At 72.8% G+C, this 18,169-nt stretch carries 17 protein-coding genes; 5 read left to right on the top strand and 12 right to left on the bottom strand.

Annotation, left to right across the window (positions count from 1 at the left end; all coding sequences use genetic code 11):
• Positions 1-2 precede the first annotated feature (2 nt).
• Complete coding sequence (gene ppk2, locus ASF38_RS14105) at positions 3-899, top strand: polyphosphate kinase 2 (RefSeq protein WP_200914534.1); 897 nt, start codon at positions 3-5, stop codon at positions 897-899.
• Positions 900-999: 100 nt separating this feature from the next.
• Positions 1,000-1,728, top strand: coding sequence for a cutinase family protein (locus ASF38_RS14100; protein WP_056576780.1), 729 nt, complete (start codon positions 1,000-1,002; stop codon positions 1,726-1,728).
• Positions 1,729-1,732: 4 nt separating this feature from the next.
• Here ASF38_RS14100 and ASF38_RS14095 read toward each other — a convergent pair whose 3' ends face one another.
• The 3 genes from ASF38_RS14095 to ligA are packed head-to-tail and all read right to left on the bottom strand — an operon-like array spanning position 1,733 to position 5,189.
• Entirely contained in the window at positions 1,733-2,518 is a 786-nt protein-coding gene (locus ASF38_RS14095) for a hypothetical protein (protein ID WP_056576777.1), read from the bottom strand.
• Positions 2,515-2,760 carry a DUF1272 domain-containing protein gene (locus ASF38_RS14090; protein ID WP_056576774.1) on the bottom strand — a complete coding sequence of 82 codons (246 nt, stop codon included), beginning with the start codon at positions 2,758-2,760 and terminating at the stop codon, positions 2,515-2,517. The genes ASF38_RS14095 and ASF38_RS14090 overlap by 4 nt, the downstream gene beginning before the upstream one ends.
• 2 nt (positions 2,761-2,762) lie before the next feature.
• Positions 2,763-5,189: an NAD-dependent DNA ligase LigA gene (gene ligA, locus ASF38_RS14085; RefSeq protein ID WP_056576771.1), complete on the bottom strand. Its 2,427-nt coding sequence runs from the start codon at positions 5,187-5,189 to the stop codon at positions 2,763-2,765.
• Positions 5,190-5,277: 88 nt separating this feature from the next.
• Between ligA and ASF38_RS17650 the strand changes: the two genes are divergently transcribed.
• Positions 5,278-5,454 (top strand): hypothetical protein, encoded by a 177-nt coding sequence (locus ASF38_RS17650; protein ID WP_156364755.1) that lies wholly within the window; start codon positions 5,278-5,280, stop codon positions 5,452-5,454.
• A 730-nt stretch (positions 5,455-6,184) separates the two neighbouring features.
• On the opposite strand, the gene ASF38_RS14080 is transcribed toward ASF38_RS17650, so the two are convergent.
• From ASF38_RS14080 to ASF38_RS14070, 3 genes are read right to left on the bottom strand one after another with little or no spacing between them, the layout of a single operon-like run.
• Positions 6,185-7,147: a methionine synthase gene (locus tag ASF38_RS14080; RefSeq protein ID WP_235497740.1), complete on the bottom strand. Its 963-nt coding sequence runs from the start codon at positions 7,145-7,147 to the stop codon at positions 6,185-6,187.
• Positions 7,144-8,253, bottom strand: coding sequence for a tRNA 2-thiouridine(34) synthase MnmA (mnmA, locus tag ASF38_RS14075; RefSeq protein ID WP_056576768.1), 1,110 nt, complete (start codon positions 8,251-8,253; stop codon positions 7,144-7,146). The genes ASF38_RS14080 and mnmA overlap by 4 nt, the downstream gene beginning before the upstream one ends.
• Before the next feature lie 28 nt (positions 8,254-8,281).
• Entirely contained in the window at positions 8,282-9,499 is a 1,218-nt protein-coding gene (locus ASF38_RS14070; RefSeq protein WP_055967123.1) for a cysteine desulfurase family protein, read from the bottom strand.
• Between the two features lie 62 nt (positions 9,500-9,561).
• Between ASF38_RS14070 and ASF38_RS14065 the strand changes: the two genes are divergently transcribed.
• Positions 9,562-10,032, top strand: a complete 471-nt coding sequence (locus tag ASF38_RS14065; RefSeq protein ID WP_056576765.1) for a DUF3995 domain-containing protein — start codon at positions 9,562-9,564, stop codon at positions 10,030-10,032.
• 27 nt (positions 10,033-10,059) lie between these two features.
• On the opposite strand, the gene ASF38_RS14060 is transcribed toward ASF38_RS14065, so the two are convergent.
• Genes ASF38_RS14060 through ASF38_RS14040 form a run of 5 tightly spaced genes read right to left on the bottom strand, consistent with a single transcriptional unit; the run spans position 10,060 to position 15,580 of the window.
• Positions 10,060-11,175, bottom strand: coding sequence for a cysteine desulfurase family protein (locus ASF38_RS14060; RefSeq protein ID WP_055968522.1), 1,116 nt, complete (start codon positions 11,173-11,175; stop codon positions 10,060-10,062).
• Positions 11,172-12,053 carry a carboxylating nicotinate-nucleotide diphosphorylase gene (nadC, locus tag ASF38_RS14055; RefSeq protein WP_056554019.1) on the bottom strand — a complete coding sequence of 294 codons (882 nt, stop codon included), beginning with the start codon at positions 12,051-12,053 and terminating at the stop codon, positions 11,172-11,174. The genes ASF38_RS14060 and nadC overlap by 4 nt, the downstream gene beginning before the upstream one ends.
• Complete coding sequence (gene nadB / locus ASF38_RS14050; RefSeq protein WP_056576763.1) at positions 12,047-13,594, bottom strand: L-aspartate oxidase; 1,548 nt, start codon at positions 13,592-13,594, stop codon at positions 12,047-12,049. The genes nadC and nadB overlap by 7 nt, the downstream gene beginning before the upstream one ends.
• 1 nt (position 13,595) lies before the next feature.
• A complete protein-coding gene (nadA, locus tag ASF38_RS14045; protein ID WP_082480773.1) occupies positions 13,596-14,900 on the bottom strand; it encodes a quinolinate synthase NadA in 1,305 nt (434 codons plus the stop codon).
• On the bottom strand, positions 14,897-15,580 hold the full coding sequence (locus ASF38_RS14040; RefSeq protein WP_055967111.1) for an NUDIX domain-containing protein: 684 nt from the start codon (positions 15,578-15,580) through the stop codon (positions 14,897-14,899). Before ASF38_RS14040 ends, nadA begins: the two co-directional genes overlap by 4 nt.
• 104 nt (positions 15,581-15,684) lie before the next feature.
• Between ASF38_RS14040 and eis the strand changes: the two genes are divergently transcribed.
• Positions 15,685-16,815: an enhanced intracellular survival protein Eis gene (eis, locus tag ASF38_RS14035; RefSeq protein ID WP_056576760.1), complete on the top strand. Its 1,131-nt coding sequence runs from the start codon at positions 15,685-15,687 to the stop codon at positions 16,813-16,815.
• Positions 16,816-16,865: 50 nt separating this feature from the next.
• Here the strand turns inward: eis and ASF38_RS14030 are convergent, their stop codons facing one another.
• Positions 16,866-18,110, bottom strand: coding sequence for a YeeE/YedE family protein (locus tag ASF38_RS14030; RefSeq protein WP_056554006.1), 1,245 nt, complete (start codon positions 18,108-18,110; stop codon positions 16,866-16,868).
• Positions 18,111-18,169 lie beyond the last annotated feature (59 nt).

Here is an 18,169-nt window from a genome sequence, read left to right as displayed (position 1 = left end):
TCGTGATCGACACCGTGGCCGCCCAGCACCTCACCGACTTCACCGTCGACGACTCCGACGACGACGACCCTGTGCTCCTGGATCCCTCCGGCGTGCCGGTGGACACCTGGCGCGAGGGCTACCCCTACGGCGAGCGGCTCGACCGCACGACGTACGACCTGGAGAAGCGGCTGCTGCAGATCGAGCTGATCAAGCTGCAGCGCTGGGTGAAGGACACCGGGCAGCGGGTCGTGATGGTGTTCGAGGGACGCGACGCGGCCGGCAAGGGCGGCACGATCAAGCGGTTCACCGAGAACCTCAACCCGCGCGGCGCCCGCGTGGTGGCCCTCGTGAAGCCGACCGAGCGCGAGCAGGGCCAGTGGTACTTCCAGCGCTACGTCCACCACCTGCCGACGACCGGCGAGCTCACGTTCTTCGACCGGTCCTGGTACAACCGCGCCGGTGTCGAGCGCGTGATGGGCTTCTGCACGCCCGACCAGTACACCGAGTTCCTCAAGCAGGCGCCGGCGTTCGAGAAGATGCTCGTCAACGACGGCATCCACGTCGTGAAGTTCTGGTTCTCGGTCTCGCGCGCGGAGCAGCTGACCCGGTTCACCATCCGCCAGATCGACCCGGTGCGGCAGTGGAAGCTCTCCCCCATGGACCTCGCCTCCCTCGACAAGTGGGACGCCTACACCGAGGCCAAGGAGGCGATGTTCCGCAGGACGGACACGAAGCACTCCCCCTGGACCGTCGTGAAGAGCAACGACAAGAAGCGTGCCCGTCTGGAGGCCATGCGCCACGTGCTGCACCGCTTCGACTACCCCGGCAAGGACCACGAGGTCGTCCGCATCCCCGACCCGCTCGTCGTGGGCGCGGCGGCCGACCTCTTCGACCCGGACGACGCCGACGTGGACTGAGTGCCGCTCGTCGGTCGCGCCCGCTGGACAGGCGCGGCCGAGCCGTGGAAGGGCGGAGGCACCCGCGGGTACCTCGTCGGCCGCCTGCCATGCTCGAGGGATGTCCCCCTTCTCCCGCCTGCTGCTGCCCCTGGTCGCCTGCGTCCTCGTGCTGACGGGGTGCTCCGCGGCCGGGAACGACGCACTCCCTGAGGCCACCGACGGGTGCCCCCAGGTGCAGGTCGTCGGGGTCCGTGGGCAGTCGCAGTCGCTCGACAAGAACCGTGGCCTGGGCACCGAGGTCGACGGCGTGGTCACCGACCTCGAGGAGCGGCTGGCAGCGAAGGGCGTGGACGACATCGACGTCGACGCGGTCCGGCACCGCAGCCGTGACGCCTCCGACGTCGACGTCTACGAGGCCGACGTCGACCAGGGCCGACGGCTGCTGGCCCGCCAGCTCACCGCGTCGGTCCGGGACTGCCCGGAGGCACGACTGGCGGTCGTCGGCTTCAGCCAGGGCGCACAGATCGCCCAGGAGACGCTCGCCGACCGACCCGCCCTCGCCCGTCGCGTCGACGCGCTCGCGCTCATCGGCAGCCCGCGGCACGACCCCGACGCCCCGTTCATCCGCCCGGACCTCCCTGGTTCGGAGGCCACCCTCGACGGCAGCCTGGGCGCTGGTCCGGACCTCGGGGCGCTCGCCGACCGGACGGTGGATGCCTGCCTGACCCGCGACGTCGTGTGCGACGCCGACGGAGGTACTGACTACACCGTGCACAAGACCGGGTACGAGGACGCGGGGATCGCCCGAGAGATCGCGATCCCGCTGCACCGTCTCGTCCTGCGCTGACGCGTCAGACGAAGTCGCCGTCGCCGCGCCGCGTTGGCAGGACAGCCTGAACTGAGCGCTCGAACCCGCGGCCGTCCCAGACGACGAAGTGCTCGTCGTCAAGCCGCGAGCCGATCGATTCGTCGATGTAGAACATCGCTCGTCCGGGACCGTCGCCCGGGTGGCGGCACGTGAGCTCGGCGCTCAGCACGTCGGAGTACCACTCAGCCGGCGTGACCACGATCGTGACGGCTGGACCGTCGTTCCAACGCTCGTCGAGGACGAGCCGACCTGGCGTGGACTGGTCGACCTTCCCCTGACTCTCGAGCTCGCGAACGAGGAAGGCCCAGGTCTCCCGCTCCTCGCCCACGTTCGCGCTGGCTTCGGCCAACGATCGCCGCCCTCGGTTGGCCAGGAAGGCCCACAGCGCGAAGGACAGCAGCAGCACGCCGAGCGCGATGTCGACCACGACGTGGAGCTGCCTCCACCACGGCATGTCGAGGGCGCCGGGCACGGTGTAGTGGCCGACGCCGATCAGCCCGCTGCTGGAGTAGAGCGCCAGGCAGACGACGGCCGGCACGAGGCGACGGCGCAGGAACAAGACCAGACCGGAGGTGCCGAGGGCCGTGAAGGTGAACCAGGCCGCGGCGATGAGCGCCGCCGACGGAGTGGGAAGGGTGGCACCGGGTTCGGGCTGCGGGTAGTCGGCGTAGTTCACGACGTTGTCGAGGTAGTGCACCGCCGACACCGCGAAGGCGACGGAGACCAGCGCGATCGCTGTTGCCGCCCCCCGCAGACGCGGCTCGCTCACGAGCGGGTCAGGCAGTCGGGCGCGTGCACCCGGATGGTCGAGGGCGGGTGCGCCGCGAGCCTGGAGGGCGACGGGACCGGCCGGCGGACGAGCTCGCCGCCGCAGTTCGGGCACGTGAGGTCGAGCCGGCCTTCGGCGCAGTCGCGGCACCACGTGCACTCGTAGGTGCAGATGAAGACGTCGCGGCTCGTGGGCGCCAGGTCGACGTCGCAGCACTCACAGCTCGGACGAAGCTCCAGCACGGTCAGGCCTCACCCTCGGTGTCCGGCGCGTCAGCGCCGTCCTCGTCGTTGGCACCGTCGTCCGCGTCGGCGTCGTCCTCGGCCGCAGGAGGCCCGTCGGCGAGCAGCTTCTTGAAGCCGTCCTCGTCGAGGATCGGGACGCCCAGCTGCTCGGCCTTCTCGGCCTTGGAGCCCGGACTGTCCCCGACGACCACGTAGTCGGTCTTCTTGCTCACCGAGCCGGCCGCCTTGCCGCCGTTGGCCAGGATCGCCTCCTTGACGGAGTCCCGGGTGAAGTCCTCGAGCGAGCCCGTGACCACGATCGTGAGCCCTTCGAGCGTGCCGCCGGCGGCGGACGCCGCTCCCGGCCCCGGGTGGTCGGGGATCGCGAAGCGGACCCCTGCCGCGCGCCAGCGCCGGAGGATCTCCTGGTGCCAGTCGACCGAGAGCCACTCCAGCAGGGAGTCAGCGATGATCGCGCCGACGCCGTCGACCTGGGCGAGGGTCTCGCGATCGGCCTTCTCGATCTCCTCGAGCGATCCGAAGTACTGGGCCAGCGCTCGCGCCGCCACGGGGCCGACGTGGCGGATGCTGAGGGCCACCAGCTGACGCCAGAGGTCCTTGGTCTTGGCCTTCTCGAGCTCCTCGATCAACGTGAGGGCCTGGGCCGACGGGTGCAGCACACGATGGTCCTTGCGCACGCCGGCCGCTCGGCGCTCCGCGGGCGACGCGTCCTCGAACCCCGGCGGATACGTGACCTCGACGCGTTGGAAGGGCGCCCGGCGCACCGGCTCACCCGTGCGGGCGTCGAGTCGCGGCTCCCCGTTCTCCGCGTCCCGCACGACCACCTCGATGGGGACCAACGTGTCGAGGTCGAGGTCGAAGAGCCCGGCCTCGCTGCGCAGCGGTGGCTCGGCCGGACTGCTCGGCTGGGTGAGCGCGGCGGCCGTCACCTCTCCGAGCGCCTCGATGTCCAGCGCTCCCCGTGACCCCACGTGCTCGACGCGACCGCGCACCTGGGCCGGGCACGTCTCCGCGTTCGGACACCGCAGGTCGATGTCCCCGTCCTTCATCGGTCGCAGCTCGGTGCCGCACTCCGGGCAGTCCGTGGGCATGACGAACTCCCTCTCGGAGCCGTCGCGCAGCTCGACCACCGGTCCGAGCACCTCGGGGATCACGTCGCCGGCCTTGCGCAGCACGACCGTGTCGCCGATCAGCACGCCCTTCTGCCGCACCACGTCCTTGTTGTGCAAGGTGGCCTGGCGCACCACGCTCCCGGCCACCTGGGCGGGCTCCATGACGGCGAACGGCGTGGCTCGACCGGTACGGCCGACCGACACCACGATGTCCAGCAGTCGGGTGTGGACCTCCTCGGGCGGGAACTTGTAGGCGATCGCCCATCGGGGGGCACGGCTCGTCTCACCGAGCTCGGGGTGCAGGGCGAGCTCGTCGACCTTGACCACGACACCGTCGATCTCGTGCTCGATGGAGTGCCGCCCCTCACCCAGCTCGACCACCCGCGCCAGGACCTCGTCCGTCGAGGCGAGGACACGGGAGTGCGGGCTCGTCGGCAGTCCCCAGGACGCGAGCAGCTCGTAGACCTCGCTCTGGGCGGCCACCGGCGGGCGTTCCCAGGCGCCGATCCCGTGCACGTACATCGACAGGGCCGCGATCCGGGCCTCACCCGCCTCGCGCTCCAGGCCCTGCTTCTTGCCGAGCAGCTGACGAAGACCTCCGCTCGCCGCGTTGCGCGGGTTGGCGAACGACGGGAAACGTCGCGATGCCGCGAGCTCGGCGCGGTCACGTTCCACCCCACGCGAGAGCATCTCCTCGACGACCCGGTCGCGCAGCTCGGCCTGCAGAGCGTTGAGCCGCTCGAACGCCGCGACGGCGATGAACACCTCGCCGCGCACCTCGACCAGCGCCGGATGATCCGTGCCCTCGAGACGTCGCGGGATGCCGGGGAGCCGAACGGCGTTGGTGGTGACGTCCTCGCCGACTCGCCCGTCGCCCCGGGTGGCGGCGCTGACGAGACGACCGTGCTCGTAGCGCAACGACAGCGCGAGCCCATCGATCTTCACCTCGGTGAGCCAGCGGACCGCGCGCCCGGCGGACGTGCGGGTCTTCTCGCACCAGGCCGTGAGCTCCTCGGGGGAGAACACGTTGTCGAGGCTGAGCATGCGCTCGGCATGCGTGACGGGTGCCAGCTCGGAATTCTGCGCGGCGCCGACGGACAGGGTCGGCGAGTCCTGCCCCTGCACCTGCGGATGCAGCCGCTCGATCTCCTCGAGGCGCATCATCCAGGCGTCGTAGGTGCGGTCGTCGACCGGCGCGGCGTTGCGGCCGTAGTAGGCCTCACGGGCGGCGGTGATGCGCTCAGCGAGCTCGGCGGCCTCGTCACGGGCCTCGTCGAGGGTGAGGTCGAGGGTCGTCTCGGAGCCGTCGGTCACCCCGACATCCTAGAACCGCCCGCCGACGAAAGCCCGGCGACTGCGCACCGCGGGTGCACGGCCGGCGACGACCTGGCACGGTGGACGCATGAGCACTCGACGTCTCGTCCCGATCGTCCTCGGCGCTCTCCTCGTGGTGGCCGGGCTCGTGGGGTTCTTCGCCCTCGACGGGCTCACGGCCGACGTGGTGTGCGGCGTGGCCGTGGTCGTCGGCATCGCGGTCGTGCGGCTCGGCAGTCGCCCGGCCCGCGACGAGATCGTGTGAGGGCCATGGTGCTGCGTCGCTGCGGCTGAACCTTCGCTGGTGCGCTTCCCCGGCTGGGTCTTCGCTCGCTGCTGCGTCGCTCCGACTGGGCCTCGAGCTGCGGCTGCGTCGCTGCGGCTGCGAGTCGGCTCGGTCTCCGAAAGGGCCTCGACCGGCGGACGGGTCCGGGGTCGGTCGGGTTCTCGGAGTGTGGCTCGAGGGACGCACGATTCTGCGTTCGCGCGTGAGGGCTCGAAGGATGCTGCGTTAGCTACGGGTTCCCGTCGTGAACGCAGCATCGTTCGGGTTGTTGTGCGCGAAGGCAGAATCCTGCGTCCAGCGGGGCTTCGGTGCGCGGCGGCTGGGCAGGGATTCTCCCTTTGCGCGGACCGTTGCACGAGAAGGGAGAATCCCTGCCCTTCTGAGGCCGTCTTCGTCGCCACGACTCTTCCTTCGTGAGGCACGGTCCACGCGAAGGAAGCATCGTGCGTGGATCACGCGCAGAGGGAGAATCGTGGCTGCGCCCCGCAGGTCCGCCCGGGTCGAGACCCACCGGTGCGGTCGAGGCCCTCTCGGAGACCGAGCCGACTCGCAGCCACAGCGACGCAGCAGCAAGCGGAAGCCCAGCCGGAGCCGCGCAGCCACAGGGACGTACCGACCCAAGCCACGCAGCAGCGGGTCGCACACGACCGCAGGAAGCGCACCCCCACGCGATGCACACAGGGGGTGGCCGCAGCGCCCTCGACGGTGGTCAGCCCGCGAGGGCGGCGAGCTCGGCCAGCACCTGGCGGGCGTGGGCCGGGGTGGCCCCGGCCAGGCCGCAGGACGGCGTCACGACCACCCGGTCGTGCCAGGCGTCCTCGGCGAAGCCCAGACGGTCGAACCACGCCTCCAGCGTGCGACGGGACGCGGCCGGGTCGAGCGCGGCGTCGGTCGACGGGAGGATCCCGGGCCACAGGTCCGTCCCCGCCTCGAACGCCTCGGCCCATGCGTCGCCTCCAGAGGGGGTGTCGAGCGACAGGTCGAAGGAGATCGCGTCGAAGCCCGCGCCGCGGAGCAGCGTGACGGGCAGGTCCGGAGCGCACGAGTGCACGACGGGGCTCGCTCCCGCCGCCCGCACCGCGTCGACGACGACGCGCAGCAGGGCGTCGGCCTCCGGCGGGTGCACGGTGCGGTAGCGCCCGAAGCCCGAGGAGGTGGGGACCTGTGCGGACAGCACGGCAGGGAGCATCGGCTCGTCGACCTGCAGCACCAGCTCGGCGCCGGGGAACCGGCGGCGCAGCGACGCGACGTGGTCGGTGAGGCCCGACGCGAGCGCGTGGGCGAGGTCGCGCCGTGCTCCGTGGTCCGAGAGCACCTTCTCCCCCCGCTGCAGCTCCACGGTCGCAGCGAGCGTCCACGGCCCGGCGACCTGCTGCTTGACGGCACCCTGTCGGTCCTGCGCCAGCTCCTCCACGACGTCGAGGTCCTGGGCGAGCAGCGACCTGGCGCGACGGTGGTCCACGCCCGACGCGTCGAGCAGCCGCCACCCACCGGGCTGCAGGTCCGCCCCCAGCCCCTCCAGGAACGCGAGCGAGCGGCCGATCATCTGCGCGCCGACGCCTCGCGCCGGCAGCTCGGGGACGAAGGCCAGGTCGTCGAGCGTGCCGAGCACGGCCTTGACCGACTCGGCGTAGCCCTCCCCCGGCATCGAGCCGACGCCCGTGGCCCTCACCGCACGGGCCCGGAGGAGATGCTGCTGCGACTCGTCGCGGTGATCGTGGCCGACCCGACCACGCGGGTCCCGACGTAGACCACGGCGGCCTGACCGGGGGCGATGCCCTCGGCGGGGTCGACGAGGTCGACGTGGACCCGGCCGTCGTCGAGCACCTCGACGACCGCCCGGTGCTCGGCACCGTGGGCGCGCAGCTGCACCGTGCACTCCAGCGGTCCGTCGGGCGCGGCTCCGCACCACAGCGGTCGGTCCGCCTCGAGGGTGTCGACGAGCAGGTGCTCGCGCGGACCGACGGTGACCGTGCCGGAGACGGGCTCGATGTCGAGCACGAAGCGCGGCTTGCCGTCGTCGGCCGGGACGCCGAGACGCAGGCCGCGCCGCTGTCCGATCGTGTAGGCGTAGGCACCGTCGTGCTCGCGCAGCACCGCACCTGCCTCGTCGACGACCACGCCCGGTCGCGGTCCCAGCTTCTCTGCCAGCCAACCGGCGTTGTCACCGTCGGCGACGAAGCAGATGTCGTGGCTGTCGGGCTTGGTGGCGACCTGCAGGCCGCGACGTGCCGCCTCGTCGCGGACGTCGGTCTTGACCGAGCCGCCGAGGGGGAAGTGCGAGTGACGCAGCTGGTCCTGCGTGAGCACGCCCAGCACGTAGCTCTGGTCCTTGCCGGCGTCCTCCGAGCGGTGCATCTCGACCGTGCCGTCGGTCGCGGTGCTCAGCTGCGCGTAGTGCCCCGTCACGACGCCGTCGAAGCCGAGCGCGAGGGCGCGGTCGAGCACGGCCGCGAACTTGATCTTCTCGTTGCAGCGCAGGCACGGGTTGGGGGTCCGACCCGCGGCGTACTCGGAGACGAAGTCGTCGACCACCTCGTCGGCGAACTCGGCGCTCATGTCCCACACGTAGAACGGGATGCCCAGCGCGTCGGCGGCACGTCGGGCGTCGCCGGCGTCCTCGATGGAGCAGCACCCACGGGCACCGGACCGGTACGACCGGGGGTTGCGGCTCAGGGCCAGGTGCACCCCGGTCACGTCGTGGCCGGCGTCGACGGCACGCGCGGCCGCCACGGCCGAGTCGACACCCCCGGACATGGCCGCGACGAGGCGGGCCATCAGCGGGCCTCCGTCGTCGGTCCGGACATCAACGGCTCCGCACGAGGGAGGCGCGGACGGCACGCTCGTGCACCTGGGGCAGCACCGCGAGCAGCCGGTCGACGTCGGCCTCGGTGCTGGTGTGGCCGAGGCTCAGCCGCAGCGAACCGCGAGCCGCGGCGTCGTCGTAGCCCATCGCGAGCAGCACGTGGCTGGGCTGGGGAACCCCGGCCTGGCAGGCGGACCCGGTGGACACCTCCACCCCCTGCGCGTCGAGCAGCATGAGCATCGCGTCGCCCTCGCACCCCGGGAACGTCACGTGCGCGATGTTGGGCAGACGGTGGTCTGGCCCGGGCTCCGGGTCCCCGTTGACGATCGCGTCGGGAACGATTCGCCCGATGCCGTCGACGAGCCGCCGCCTCAGTCCCTCGATGCGTGCCGAGACCTCCGCCTGGCGCTGCACCGTCAGCTCCAGCGCCCGGGCGAAGGAGGCGATGAGCGCCACGCCGACGGTGCCCGAGCGGAGGTCACGTTCCTGGCCGCCGCCGTGGACCAGCGGCACCGGCGTCACCTCGCGTCGCACGACCAGGGCCCCGACGCCGACCGGACCCCCGAGCTTGTGGGCCGTGACGGTCATGGCGTCCAGGTGCGAGCCGGCGAAGTCGAGCGGGAGGTAGCCCGCTGCCTGGACGGCGTCGCTGTGGACCGGGATGCCGTGCTCGCGAGCCAGGGCCACGACGTCGGCCACGGGCTGGATCGTGCCCATCTCGTTGTTGGCCCACATGGTCGTCACGACGGCCACCGACGCCGGGTCGGACTCGATCTGGCCGCGCAGGGCGTCGACGACGACCCGGCCCTGGCGGTCCACGGGGGTCGTGTCGATGCGGGCGCCCTCGTGCGCCGCCAACCAGGTCACGGGGTCGAGCAGGGCGTGGTGCTCGATGGAGCTGAACAGGACGCGGTCCCGCGCCGAGGACTCGTCGTGCCGCGCCCAGTACAGACCCTTGATCGCGAGGTTGTTGGCCTCCGTCCCACCGGACGTGAACACCACCTCGCTGGGCCGTGCGCCGAGACACTCGGCGATCACCTCGCGCGACTCCTCGACCACGCGCCGGGCCGCCCGACCCGACGTGTGCAGGCTCGACGCGTTGCCCGTGCGGGCGAGCTGGTCGGCGAGCACCGCGGCGGCCTCGGGATGCATCGGCGTCGTGGCCGCGTGGTCGAGGTACACGGCGTCGAGGCTCGAGGAGGGATCGGACGAGGTCATGGCTCTCCCAGCGTAGTCACTGGCCCCGAGGCCGGCAGGTACGCTCCCGTCGGGGGTGGTCCATGAGCACCGTGCAGACGTCGGCGCCACGTGGGTGGCTGGTGGTGGCCACCGTGCTGGGGGCGGCTCACGCCGGGATCGGCCTGCTCTGGCTGCTCGGCTCGACCTGGCTGCTCGACACGGTCGGCGAGCCGTTCGTGTCGTGGGGCACCGACCGGGGCGCCGGCGTGCTCGCGGCGCTGGCTGCGGTCGTGGTCGCCAAGCTCGTCGTCGTGGCGCTGGTCGCCGTCGCGGTGCTGCACGGCCGGTTCCGCCGCCCGGCCGCCCTCGCCACCGGCGCGCTGCTGGTCTACGGGGCACTCATGACCGTCGGCAACGCGGCCGTGGCCCTCGACCTGATCAGCCCCTCCGACAGCGCCGACCTCAGGGCGATCCGCTGGCACGCTGCGCTCTGGGACCCGTGGTTCGCCCTCTGGGGCGCAGCCGGACTTCTCGCGGTCCGGGCGACACGTCGCTCCCGCACCACGACCTGACGCCCGAACCGAGGGTCCGGCCCGGGCTCACCCGACGACGTCGACCAGGGCGTCGGCGGTCTCGGCGAGCTGGTGGTCGGTCACCGCCACCCCGAAGGTGAAGCGCAGCGCCGTCTGCGCCACCTCGCGCTCCAGACCCATGGCCGTCAGCACGTGGCTGGGCTCGTCGCTGCCCGCGTGGCAGGCCGAGCCGCTGGAGCACACGATGCCGCGCCGCTCGAGGTCCAGCAGGACCGACTCCCCCGACCGGCCGGGCAGCACGAAGGACGCGTGGCCGGGCAGCCGCGACGTGGGGTGGCCGGTGAGACGCGCACCGGGGACGCCGGCCAGCACGGCCGCGACGAAGCGGTCACGGCGCGCCGCGACCTCCTCGGCCGTCGACGGGCCGCCACGAGCCAGGCGCAGGGCAGCAGCCAGACCCACCGCGCCGGGCACGTCCTCGGTACCTGACCGTCGCCCGTCCTGCTGACCTCCGCCGTGCACGAGCGGCTCGAACCGCGTGCCCCGCCGGACCCACAGCACGCCCGCGCCCTTCGGACCGCCCAGCTTGTGGGCCGACAGGCTGAGCGCCTGCACGTTCAGCCGAGTGACGTCGACGTCGAGCCAGGCAGCCGACTGCACGGCGTCGGTGTGGAACGGGACACCACGCTCTGCGGCGACGGCGGCCAGGTCCGCGACCGGCTGGACCGTGCCGACCTCGTTGTTCGCGTGCTGCACGCTGACCAGGGTCGTGTCGTCGCGCAGGGCGGCCGCAAGCACGCCGGGGTCGACCGCGCCGTGCTCGTCGACGTCGAGGAGCGTGACGTCGTACCCGATGCGTCCTAGCCAGAGCGCCGACTCCAGCACGGCCGGGTGCTCGACCGCGCTGACCACGACGTGCCTCCCCCGCGGCTGCGCCAGGCAGATCCCCTTCACGGCGGTGTTCGCGGACTCGGTCCCACCCGACGTGAACGTGACCTCGCCCGGCCGCGCCCCCAGCGACACGGCGACGTCGGCGCGAGCCTGCTCGAGCCCGGCACGAGCCGCCTCCCCGAGCTCGTGGTGGCTCGACGGGTTGCCGAACGCAGGCCCGAGGTACGGGCCCATCGCGGCGAGGACGTCGCGGCGCAACGGTGTCGTGGCCGCCTCGTCGAGATAGATCATGGTGCTGTTCCAGCCGCCCACGGCCCGGCACCCCCGCCGGGCGCGACGTCGAGGTCCAGCCCCAGGTCGAGCGCGCGGACGGAGTGCGTCAGCGCCCCGACGCTGATCACGTCGACCCCCGTCCGTGCGACCTCGCCGATCGTCTCGAGCGTGATGCCACCGCTGGCCTCCACGATCGCGCGGCCGGCGACGAGAGCGACTCCCTCGCGCAGCTCGTCGAGGGTGAAGTTGTCGAGCATGATCGTGTCGACCCCACCCGCCAGGACGGCCTCCACCTGGTCGAGCCGGTCCACCTCGACCTCCACGTGCATGGTGTGCGGGAGGGTCGCGCGCGCCGCCCGGACGGCCGCCGTGACGTCCGGGACGAGCGCGAGGTGGTTGTCCTTGGCCATCACCGCGTCCGAGAGCGAGAAGCGGTGGTTGTGGCCGCCCCCGCAGCGCACCGCGTGCCGCTCCAGCGCGCGCAGGCCAGGCGTGGTCTTGCGCGTGTCGACGACGCGCACGTCGGTGCCGGAGACGGCCTCGACGTAGCGCGAGGTGAGCGTGGCGATCCCGCTCATCCGCTGCACCAGGTTGAGCGCGACCCGCTCCCCCTGCAGGACCGCCCGCGCCGGGCCCTGCACGCGCGCCAGCACGTCGCCGGCGGCGAACCGTTCACCGTCGGCCACCAGCAGCTCGACGACGACCCGGGGGTCCACGGTCGTGAACGTCTGCCGGAGCACGTCGGTACCGGCCAGGACGCCCGGCTCCCGCGCCACGACGGACCCACGCGCCACGGCCTCGGCCGGGACGAAGACCTGGGACGTGACGTCGCCGAAGGGCGCGTCCTCCGCGAGCGCCATGTCGACGACGCGCTGCACCTGCTCCCGGCTCAGCACGGCACCGACTCCCGCGCCCCGGCGATCAGCAGGCGCGCCGCCGGGAGGACGACGGCACTGTGCCGGGCCTGCGTCGGGTCGGTGCCGGGGGCGTCGGTGCGGTGGTGGCCGCCCCGCGACTCGCGTCGTGCCAGCGCCGACGCCACGACGGCCGCGCCCACGACGTGCAGGTTCGCGTCCTCGACCGCCTTCACGTCGGCACCCGGTGGGACGGCGCCGGCGCCGATCAGCGTCGAGGCCCGCTCGAGGCCCGCCGCGTCCCGACTGAGGCCGGCGGTCTCCCACAGCAGCTGCTGCAGGTCGGCGCGCTCGAGCGGCTCGGTCGTGACCGCCGACGGCACCTCGACCGGTGCGGCCCACTCGGCGTCGAACGTCTCCTGGGGCGCCGCGCCGAGGACGGCCTCGACCACACGCCGACCGAAGACCGCACCCTCGAGCAGGGAGTTCGAGGCGAGCCGGTTCGCACCGTGCACACCGGTGCAGGCCACCTCGCCGACGGCGTACAGACCCGGCAGCGACGTACGCCCCCACAGGTCGGTCCGGACCCCACCCATGAAGTAGTGCGCCGCGGGCGACACGGGGACGGGCTCGGTCCCCCAGTCCAGCCCGTGGGACCGGACCATGGCGTCGATGGTCGGGAACCTGCGGGCCAGGAAGGCGGTCCCGAGCGCCGTCGCGTCGAGCAGGACGGGCAGGCCACCCTGGCGCGCCATCTGCGCGGCGATCCCTCGAGCCACCACGTCGCGCGGGGCGAGCTCGGCGTCGGGATGCACGTCGGTCATGAACCGGTGGCCGTCCACGGAGCGCAGCACCGCGCCCTCGCCTCGCACCGCCTCGGACACGAGCGGGCTGCCCGGCACGGCGAGCGCCGTGGGGTGGAACTGGTAGAACTCCAGGTCCGACGCGACCGCGCCGGCCCGCAGCGCCATCGCCAGACCGTCACCCGTCGCGACCGCTGGGTTGGTGGTGAAGGGGTAGAGCTGCCCCGCGCCCCCCGTGGCGAGCACCACGGCGTCGGCGGGCAGGACCGTGCCGTCGAGGAGACGCAGACCGCAGACCCGTCCCTGCGTCAGCTGCAGGTCGACGGCCAACGTATGCTCGCGCACCTCGATGCCGGCGGCGCGGACCCGCGCCACGAGCGCCTCGGAGATGGCCGCGCCGGTGGCGTCGCCCCCTGCGTGGAGGATGCGCGCGTGCGAGTGCGCAGCCTCCAGGCCGCGCGCGAGGTCGCCCGCGTCGACGTCGAACAGCACGCCCCGGCGCATCAGACCCGCGACGGCCTCGGGACCGTCGGCGCACAGCACCTGCACGGCGTCGTCGTCGGAGAGTCCCGCACCTGCCGCGAGGGTGTCGGCCACGTGCGAGGCGACCGAGTCGCCCGCATCGGTCACGACCGCAACGCCGCCCTGGGCCCACGCCGTGTTGCTGGTCCCGAGGGCGGCCTTGGTGACGAGGGTGACCTCGACCCCGTCGCGGGCGTCGGCCTCCAGCGCAGCGGTCAGCCCCGCCACGCCACTGCCGACCACGACCACGCGGGTCATGTCAGGCGTCCTTCGGGAGTGCGGCGAGCATGCGCTCGAGGGCGACCTTGGCGTGCGTCGCGACCTCGTCGTCGACGACGATCTCGTTGCGCACCTCGCCCTCGAGCAGGCCGTCGAGGACCCACGCCAGGTAGCCGGGGTGGATCCGGTACATCGTCGAGCAGGGGCAGACCACGGGGTCGAGGCAGAAGATCGTGCGGTCGGGGTGCTCGGCGGCGAGCCGGTTGACCAGGTTGACCTCGGTGCCGATCGCGATCACGTCGCCCGGCTCGCTCGCGGCGACGAACTTCCGGATGAAGTCGGTGGAGCCGGCCGCGTCGGCGGCGTCGACGACGGGCATCGGGCACTCGGGGTGCACCACGACCTTGACCCCGGGGTGCTCCGCGCGCGCCTTCTCGATCTGCGCGACGGTGAACCGCTTGTGCACGGAGCAGAATCCGTGCCAGAGCAGCACCTTCGCGTCCTGGACCACCTCGGCGGTGTTGCCGCCGAGCGCCTTGCGCGGGTTCCACATCGGCATCTGCTCGAGCGGGACGCCCATCGCCTTGGCGGTGTTGCGGCCGAGGTGCTGGTCGGGGAAGAACAGCACCCGGTGCGCCCGCTCGAACGCCCACTCCAGCACGGTCGACGCGTTGGACGACGTGCACACGATGCCGCCGTGGCGTCCGCAGAACGCCTTGAGGGCGGCGGAGGAGTTCATGTAGGTGACGGGGAGGACGGGCAGCTTGCCGTCGGCGTCGGGGCCCATGCCCGTGACCGGGTCGGCGTAGAGGGCCTCGAGCTCCTCCCACGCCCCTTCGACGGAGTCCTCGTCGGCCATGTCGGCCATGGAGCAGCCGGCGGCGAGGTTGGGCAGGATCACGCGCTGGCCGGGACCGGCCAGGATGTCGGCGGTCTCGGCCATGAAGTGCACGCCGCAGAACACGATCGTCTCCGCGTCCGGACGGGTGAGGGCGGCGTTGGCCAGCTGGAAGGAGTCACCGACGAAGTCGGCGTGCTGCACCACCTCGTCGCGCTGGTAGAAGTGCCCCAGGACGACCAGCCGGTCCCCCAGCGCCTCCTTGGCGGCGCGGATGCGCTCGTGCAGCTCCGGCTCGGCCATCCGCTGGTAGGCCGCGGGCAGCTGACCCGGACGTACGACCGGCTCGGGGATCGTGTCGCCCTCGGAGGCCCCGGGGCCGTAGCCCGGGACGAGGTCGAAGACCCAGGGGCCCTCGGCCAGCTCGGTGTCGCACGAGTCGGCCGGGCGGGCCGAGATCGCGTCGTGGACGGAACCACCGGGAGCGGGGACGAATGAGGTGGTCATCGGTTCTCCTCGAGGTGTCCGGCGCGTCGGTAGAGCGCCGGAGGTCGGTGGCTCGTACCCGTCAGGTGCGAGCCGGTGGGGACGACGGTGCCGCTCGCCAGGACCTGGCGGCGAAAGTTGGCGGGGTCGAGCGGCCGGCCGAGCACGGCCTCGTGCACGGCACGGAGGTCCGCCAGCGTGAACTCGGGCGTGAGGAACGCGAAGGCGATCGGCGAGTAGGTGATCTTGGCCCGCAGCCGGTCGAGCGCGTAGCCGAGGATCGCGTCGTGGTCGAAGGCAAGTCCCTCGACCTCGTCGGCCACGACCCACTCGACGTTCTCGCCGTCGGTGGCGCGCGCGTCCTCGTCGGGGCGCACGAGCGCCCAGTAGACGATCGAGACGACCCGGTCGGCCGGGGACCGGTCGACCGCGCCGAAGGAGTACAGCTGCTCGAGGTACCCGGGCGTGAGTCCGGTGGTCCGCTCCAGGGTGTGCCGCGCCGACGCGGCGAGGTCCTCGTCGGGCTCGAGCGGGCCGCCCGGGAGCGCCCACAGGCCTTCGTACGGCTCGCGGATCCGCCGCACCAGCGGCAGCCAGAGCGTGGTGCTGCCGGTGGTCGGGTGCGGACGCAGCGCGAAGATCACCGTCGAGACGGCCAGGCTCACCTGGTCGCTCGCGAGCAGGTCCGGTGTCGTCGTCATGGTCCGCCTCCCTTCAGGTACTTCTGACCCTAAGCCCCTCTTATGGTCAGGTCAACCCGAAGTCGGTGTGGTGTGCGTCCCTGGGGTGGGGACAGGATGAGTGCATGGAGATCCGCCGCCTGACCGACGACGACACCGCAGCCATGCGTCCCTTGTTCGTGGAGGCGTTCGGGGCGTTCGACCCCCCGGAGCCGCCGGTCGCGATCCACGCCCCGGGCAAGACCTGGTGGGGTGCGTTCGTCGCTGGACGCCTCGTGGCCACCGCGCTCGACCGTGCCTACGACTCGTGGTTCGGGGGCACGCTGGTGTCGACGGCCGGCATCGGCGGGGTGACGATCACGGCCGAGCACCGCGGCAGCGGCATCCTCACGCCGCTGCTGACGACGCTGCTCGACGCCGCGCGGGAACGTGGCGCCCTGGTCTCCACGCTCTACGCCACCTCCCCCGGCATCTACCGGCGCCTCGGGTACGAGAACGTCACCACCCTCGACGACGTCCGCGTGCCCACCGGGGCGCTCGCTGCCGGCGGCACCACGTCGGTGCGCCGTGCCGACGAGTCCGACGCCGAGGCCATCCGTGCCGTGCACGACCGGGTCGTCTCTCGCGGCAACGGCCCGCTCCAGCGTCGTGGACCCTTGTTCGCCGAGGCCCCCACGCTCCGGGTCAGCGGCGTGACCGTGGCCGAGCGCGACGGCGTGGTCGTCGGCTACACGTCGTGGGACCGCGGTCGTGGGTACGCCGCCGACGGCGAGCTGCGGGTGTGGGACCTCGTGGCCGACGACGAGGACGCCCTGCGCTCGCTCATGACGCTGCTCTCGACGTTCGGGTCGGTCACGCCGAACGTGCTGCTCCGCTCCAGTGGCATCCCGGCGTGGCAGCACCTGATGCGGGTCGCGCACCCCACCCCCGTCACGTCGACGCCCTACGCCCTCGCCGTGCTCGATCCGGCGGCCCTCGCGCTCCCTCGCGTGCATCCCGGCATCGGCGCGCGCCTGCCGTTCGTGGTCGAGGGCCGACCGCACACCCTCGTCCTGGCCGACGGTTCGGGTCGGCTCGAGGACGGCGACGGGAGCGGCCGCTCGTTCACCCGCGGTGGGCTGGCCCTGACCTTCGCGGGGGCGCAGACGTCGGCGGCGTTGCGCGCCCTGGGCCACGTGGGCGGTGACGACGCCGACGACGTCACGTGGGACCTGCTGTTCTCACGCGGGCCGGTGACGGTGCACGACTACTTCTGAGCACCCGGCCGTCGGGCTCGTCGAGGCGCCCTGCGCAGGGAGTCCCTCAGTCAGCAGACCCCGTCGTACCGCTTCGGCACGTCGAGGCCGAAGTACGGCCGCAGGCGCAGGCCCACCCAGGTGCCGGCGAGCGCGACGAGGCCCCAGATCCAGCCCGACAGGCTGCCGGTGGAGATGCCACCGAGGTAGGCGCCGATGTTGCAGCCCGACGCGAGCCGCGCACCGATCCCCAGCAGGACGCCACCGATCAGCGAGGCCAGGACCTGCCTCGTCGCGAACCGGTGCCGCAGGGAGTAGGTACCGGCCAGCGTCGCGGCGAGGGCGGCCCCGACCACGATGCCGATGTTGGTGAGCGAGTTCTTGTCCGCGAGCACCGACCCCGAGAGCTGGGCGGCCTGGTCGGGCTGCTGCCAGAAGCTCCAGGTCTCGGGGTGGGCCCCGACCAGCTGGAGGAGCTTGGCGCCCCACAGCGCGAACGCGCTGGTGATGCCCCAGATGCCGCCGGAGACCCACAGCACGCCGGCCGCGAGGACGGCCAGCACCACCGCGCCGACGTACGGCGACCAGGAGCCGCGCACCACGCGTGCCGCACCCTGGGCCGTCGGAGGCGGCGAGGTGGGCGGCGGGTTGCGACGGGCCTGCACGACCCGGGTCCCCCACACCACGAGCGCGAGCGCTCCGATCGTGAGCACCCACGCGCCCAGGTAGCCGACGTGGTCCTGCAGGACGATGGGGTCCCACGCCGGCAGGTCGTCGACGAGGTCGTACTGCCACGTGTAGAGCACCGACCCGACGACGAACCCGAAGAGGGTCACGAGGATGCTGCTCTGGCCCGACCCGACGGCGAACAGCGTGCCCGACGCGCACGCGCCGCCCAGCTGCATCCCGATGCCGAACAGGAACGAGCCGAGCACGAGCCCCACGCCGATCGGGCCCTCGACGCCCGCCGGGGTGGTGCCGAACAGCCCGGACCCTGACGCGAGCAGCAGAAGCCCCAGTGTGGCCGCCGTGCCGAGGAGCAGCGAGTGCGCGCGGACGCCCGCCCCGTTGCCGACGGCGACCAGCTGGCGCCAGCCCGACGTGAAGCCGAAGCGCGCGTGGAACAGCGCCGCTCCGAGCCCGAGACCCAGCGCGAGCAGCACGGCCTTCTGCGTGCCGTGCTGGGTCTGGACGACCGCGAGCAGCACGACGGCGAGCACCCCGGCGGCCACCGCCGGTCCGCGCTGCAGTGGAGGTGCCGGCGGCGCGGGTGGGGTGGGGACCCGGGTACGGGCGGGGCTGAGGAGGGTGGCCATGTCCTCGACGCTACGTCCGGCGGAGTCGACCGCCGGTCGGTTCTCGCTCCCTGAGATCG

The organism is Aeromicrobium sp. Leaf272 (assembly GCF_001422865.1).
Taxonomy (GTDB): domain Bacteria; phylum Actinomycetota; class Actinomycetes; order Propionibacteriales; family Nocardioidaceae; genus Aeromicrobium.
This window is presented reverse-complemented; position numbering and strand designations above follow the sequence as displayed.

Excerpts from the sequence above, each read along its gene's own strand:
- nadA (WP_082480773.1), bottom strand. The coding sequence starts at position 14,900 with ATGACCACCTCATTCGTCCCCGCTCCCGGTGGTTCCGTCCACGACGCG.
- ASF38_RS14030 (WP_056554006.1), bottom strand. The coding sequence starts at position 18,110 with ATGGCCACCCTCCTCAGCCCCGCCCGTACCCGGGTCCCCACCCCACCC.
- ASF38_RS14065 (WP_056576765.1), top strand. The coding sequence starts at position 9,562 with ATGAGCACCGTGCAGACGTCGGCGCCACGTGGGTGGCTGGTGGTGGCC.
- ASF38_RS14060 (WP_055968522.1), bottom strand. The coding sequence starts at position 11,175 with ATGATCTATCTCGACGAGGCGGCCACGACACCGTTGCGCCGCGACGTC.
- ASF38_RS14070 (WP_055967123.1), bottom strand. The coding sequence starts at position 9,499 with ATGACCTCGTCCGATCCCTCCTCGAGCCTCGACGCCGTGTACCTCGAC.
- ASF38_RS17650 (WP_156364755.1), top strand. The coding sequence starts at position 5,278 with ATGAGCACTCGACGTCTCGTCCCGATCGTCCTCGGCGCTCTCCTCGTG.
- mnmA (WP_056576768.1), bottom strand. The coding sequence starts at position 8,253 with ATGGCCCGCCTCGTCGCGGCCATGTCCGGGGGTGTCGACTCGGCCGTG.
- ASF38_RS14040 (WP_055967111.1), bottom strand. The coding sequence starts at position 15,580 with ATGACGACGACACCGGACCTGCTCGCGAGCGACCAGGTGAGCCTGGCC.
- nadB (WP_056576763.1), bottom strand. The coding sequence starts at position 13,594 with ATGACCCGCGTGGTCGTGGTCGGCAGTGGCGTGGCGGGGCTGACCGCT.
- ASF38_RS14100 (WP_056576780.1), top strand. The coding sequence starts at position 1,000 with ATGTCCCCCTTCTCCCGCCTGCTGCTGCCCCTGGTCGCCTGCGTCCTC.
- eis (WP_056576760.1), top strand. The coding sequence starts at position 15,685 with ATGGAGATCCGCCGCCTGACCGACGACGACACCGCAGCCATGCGTCCC.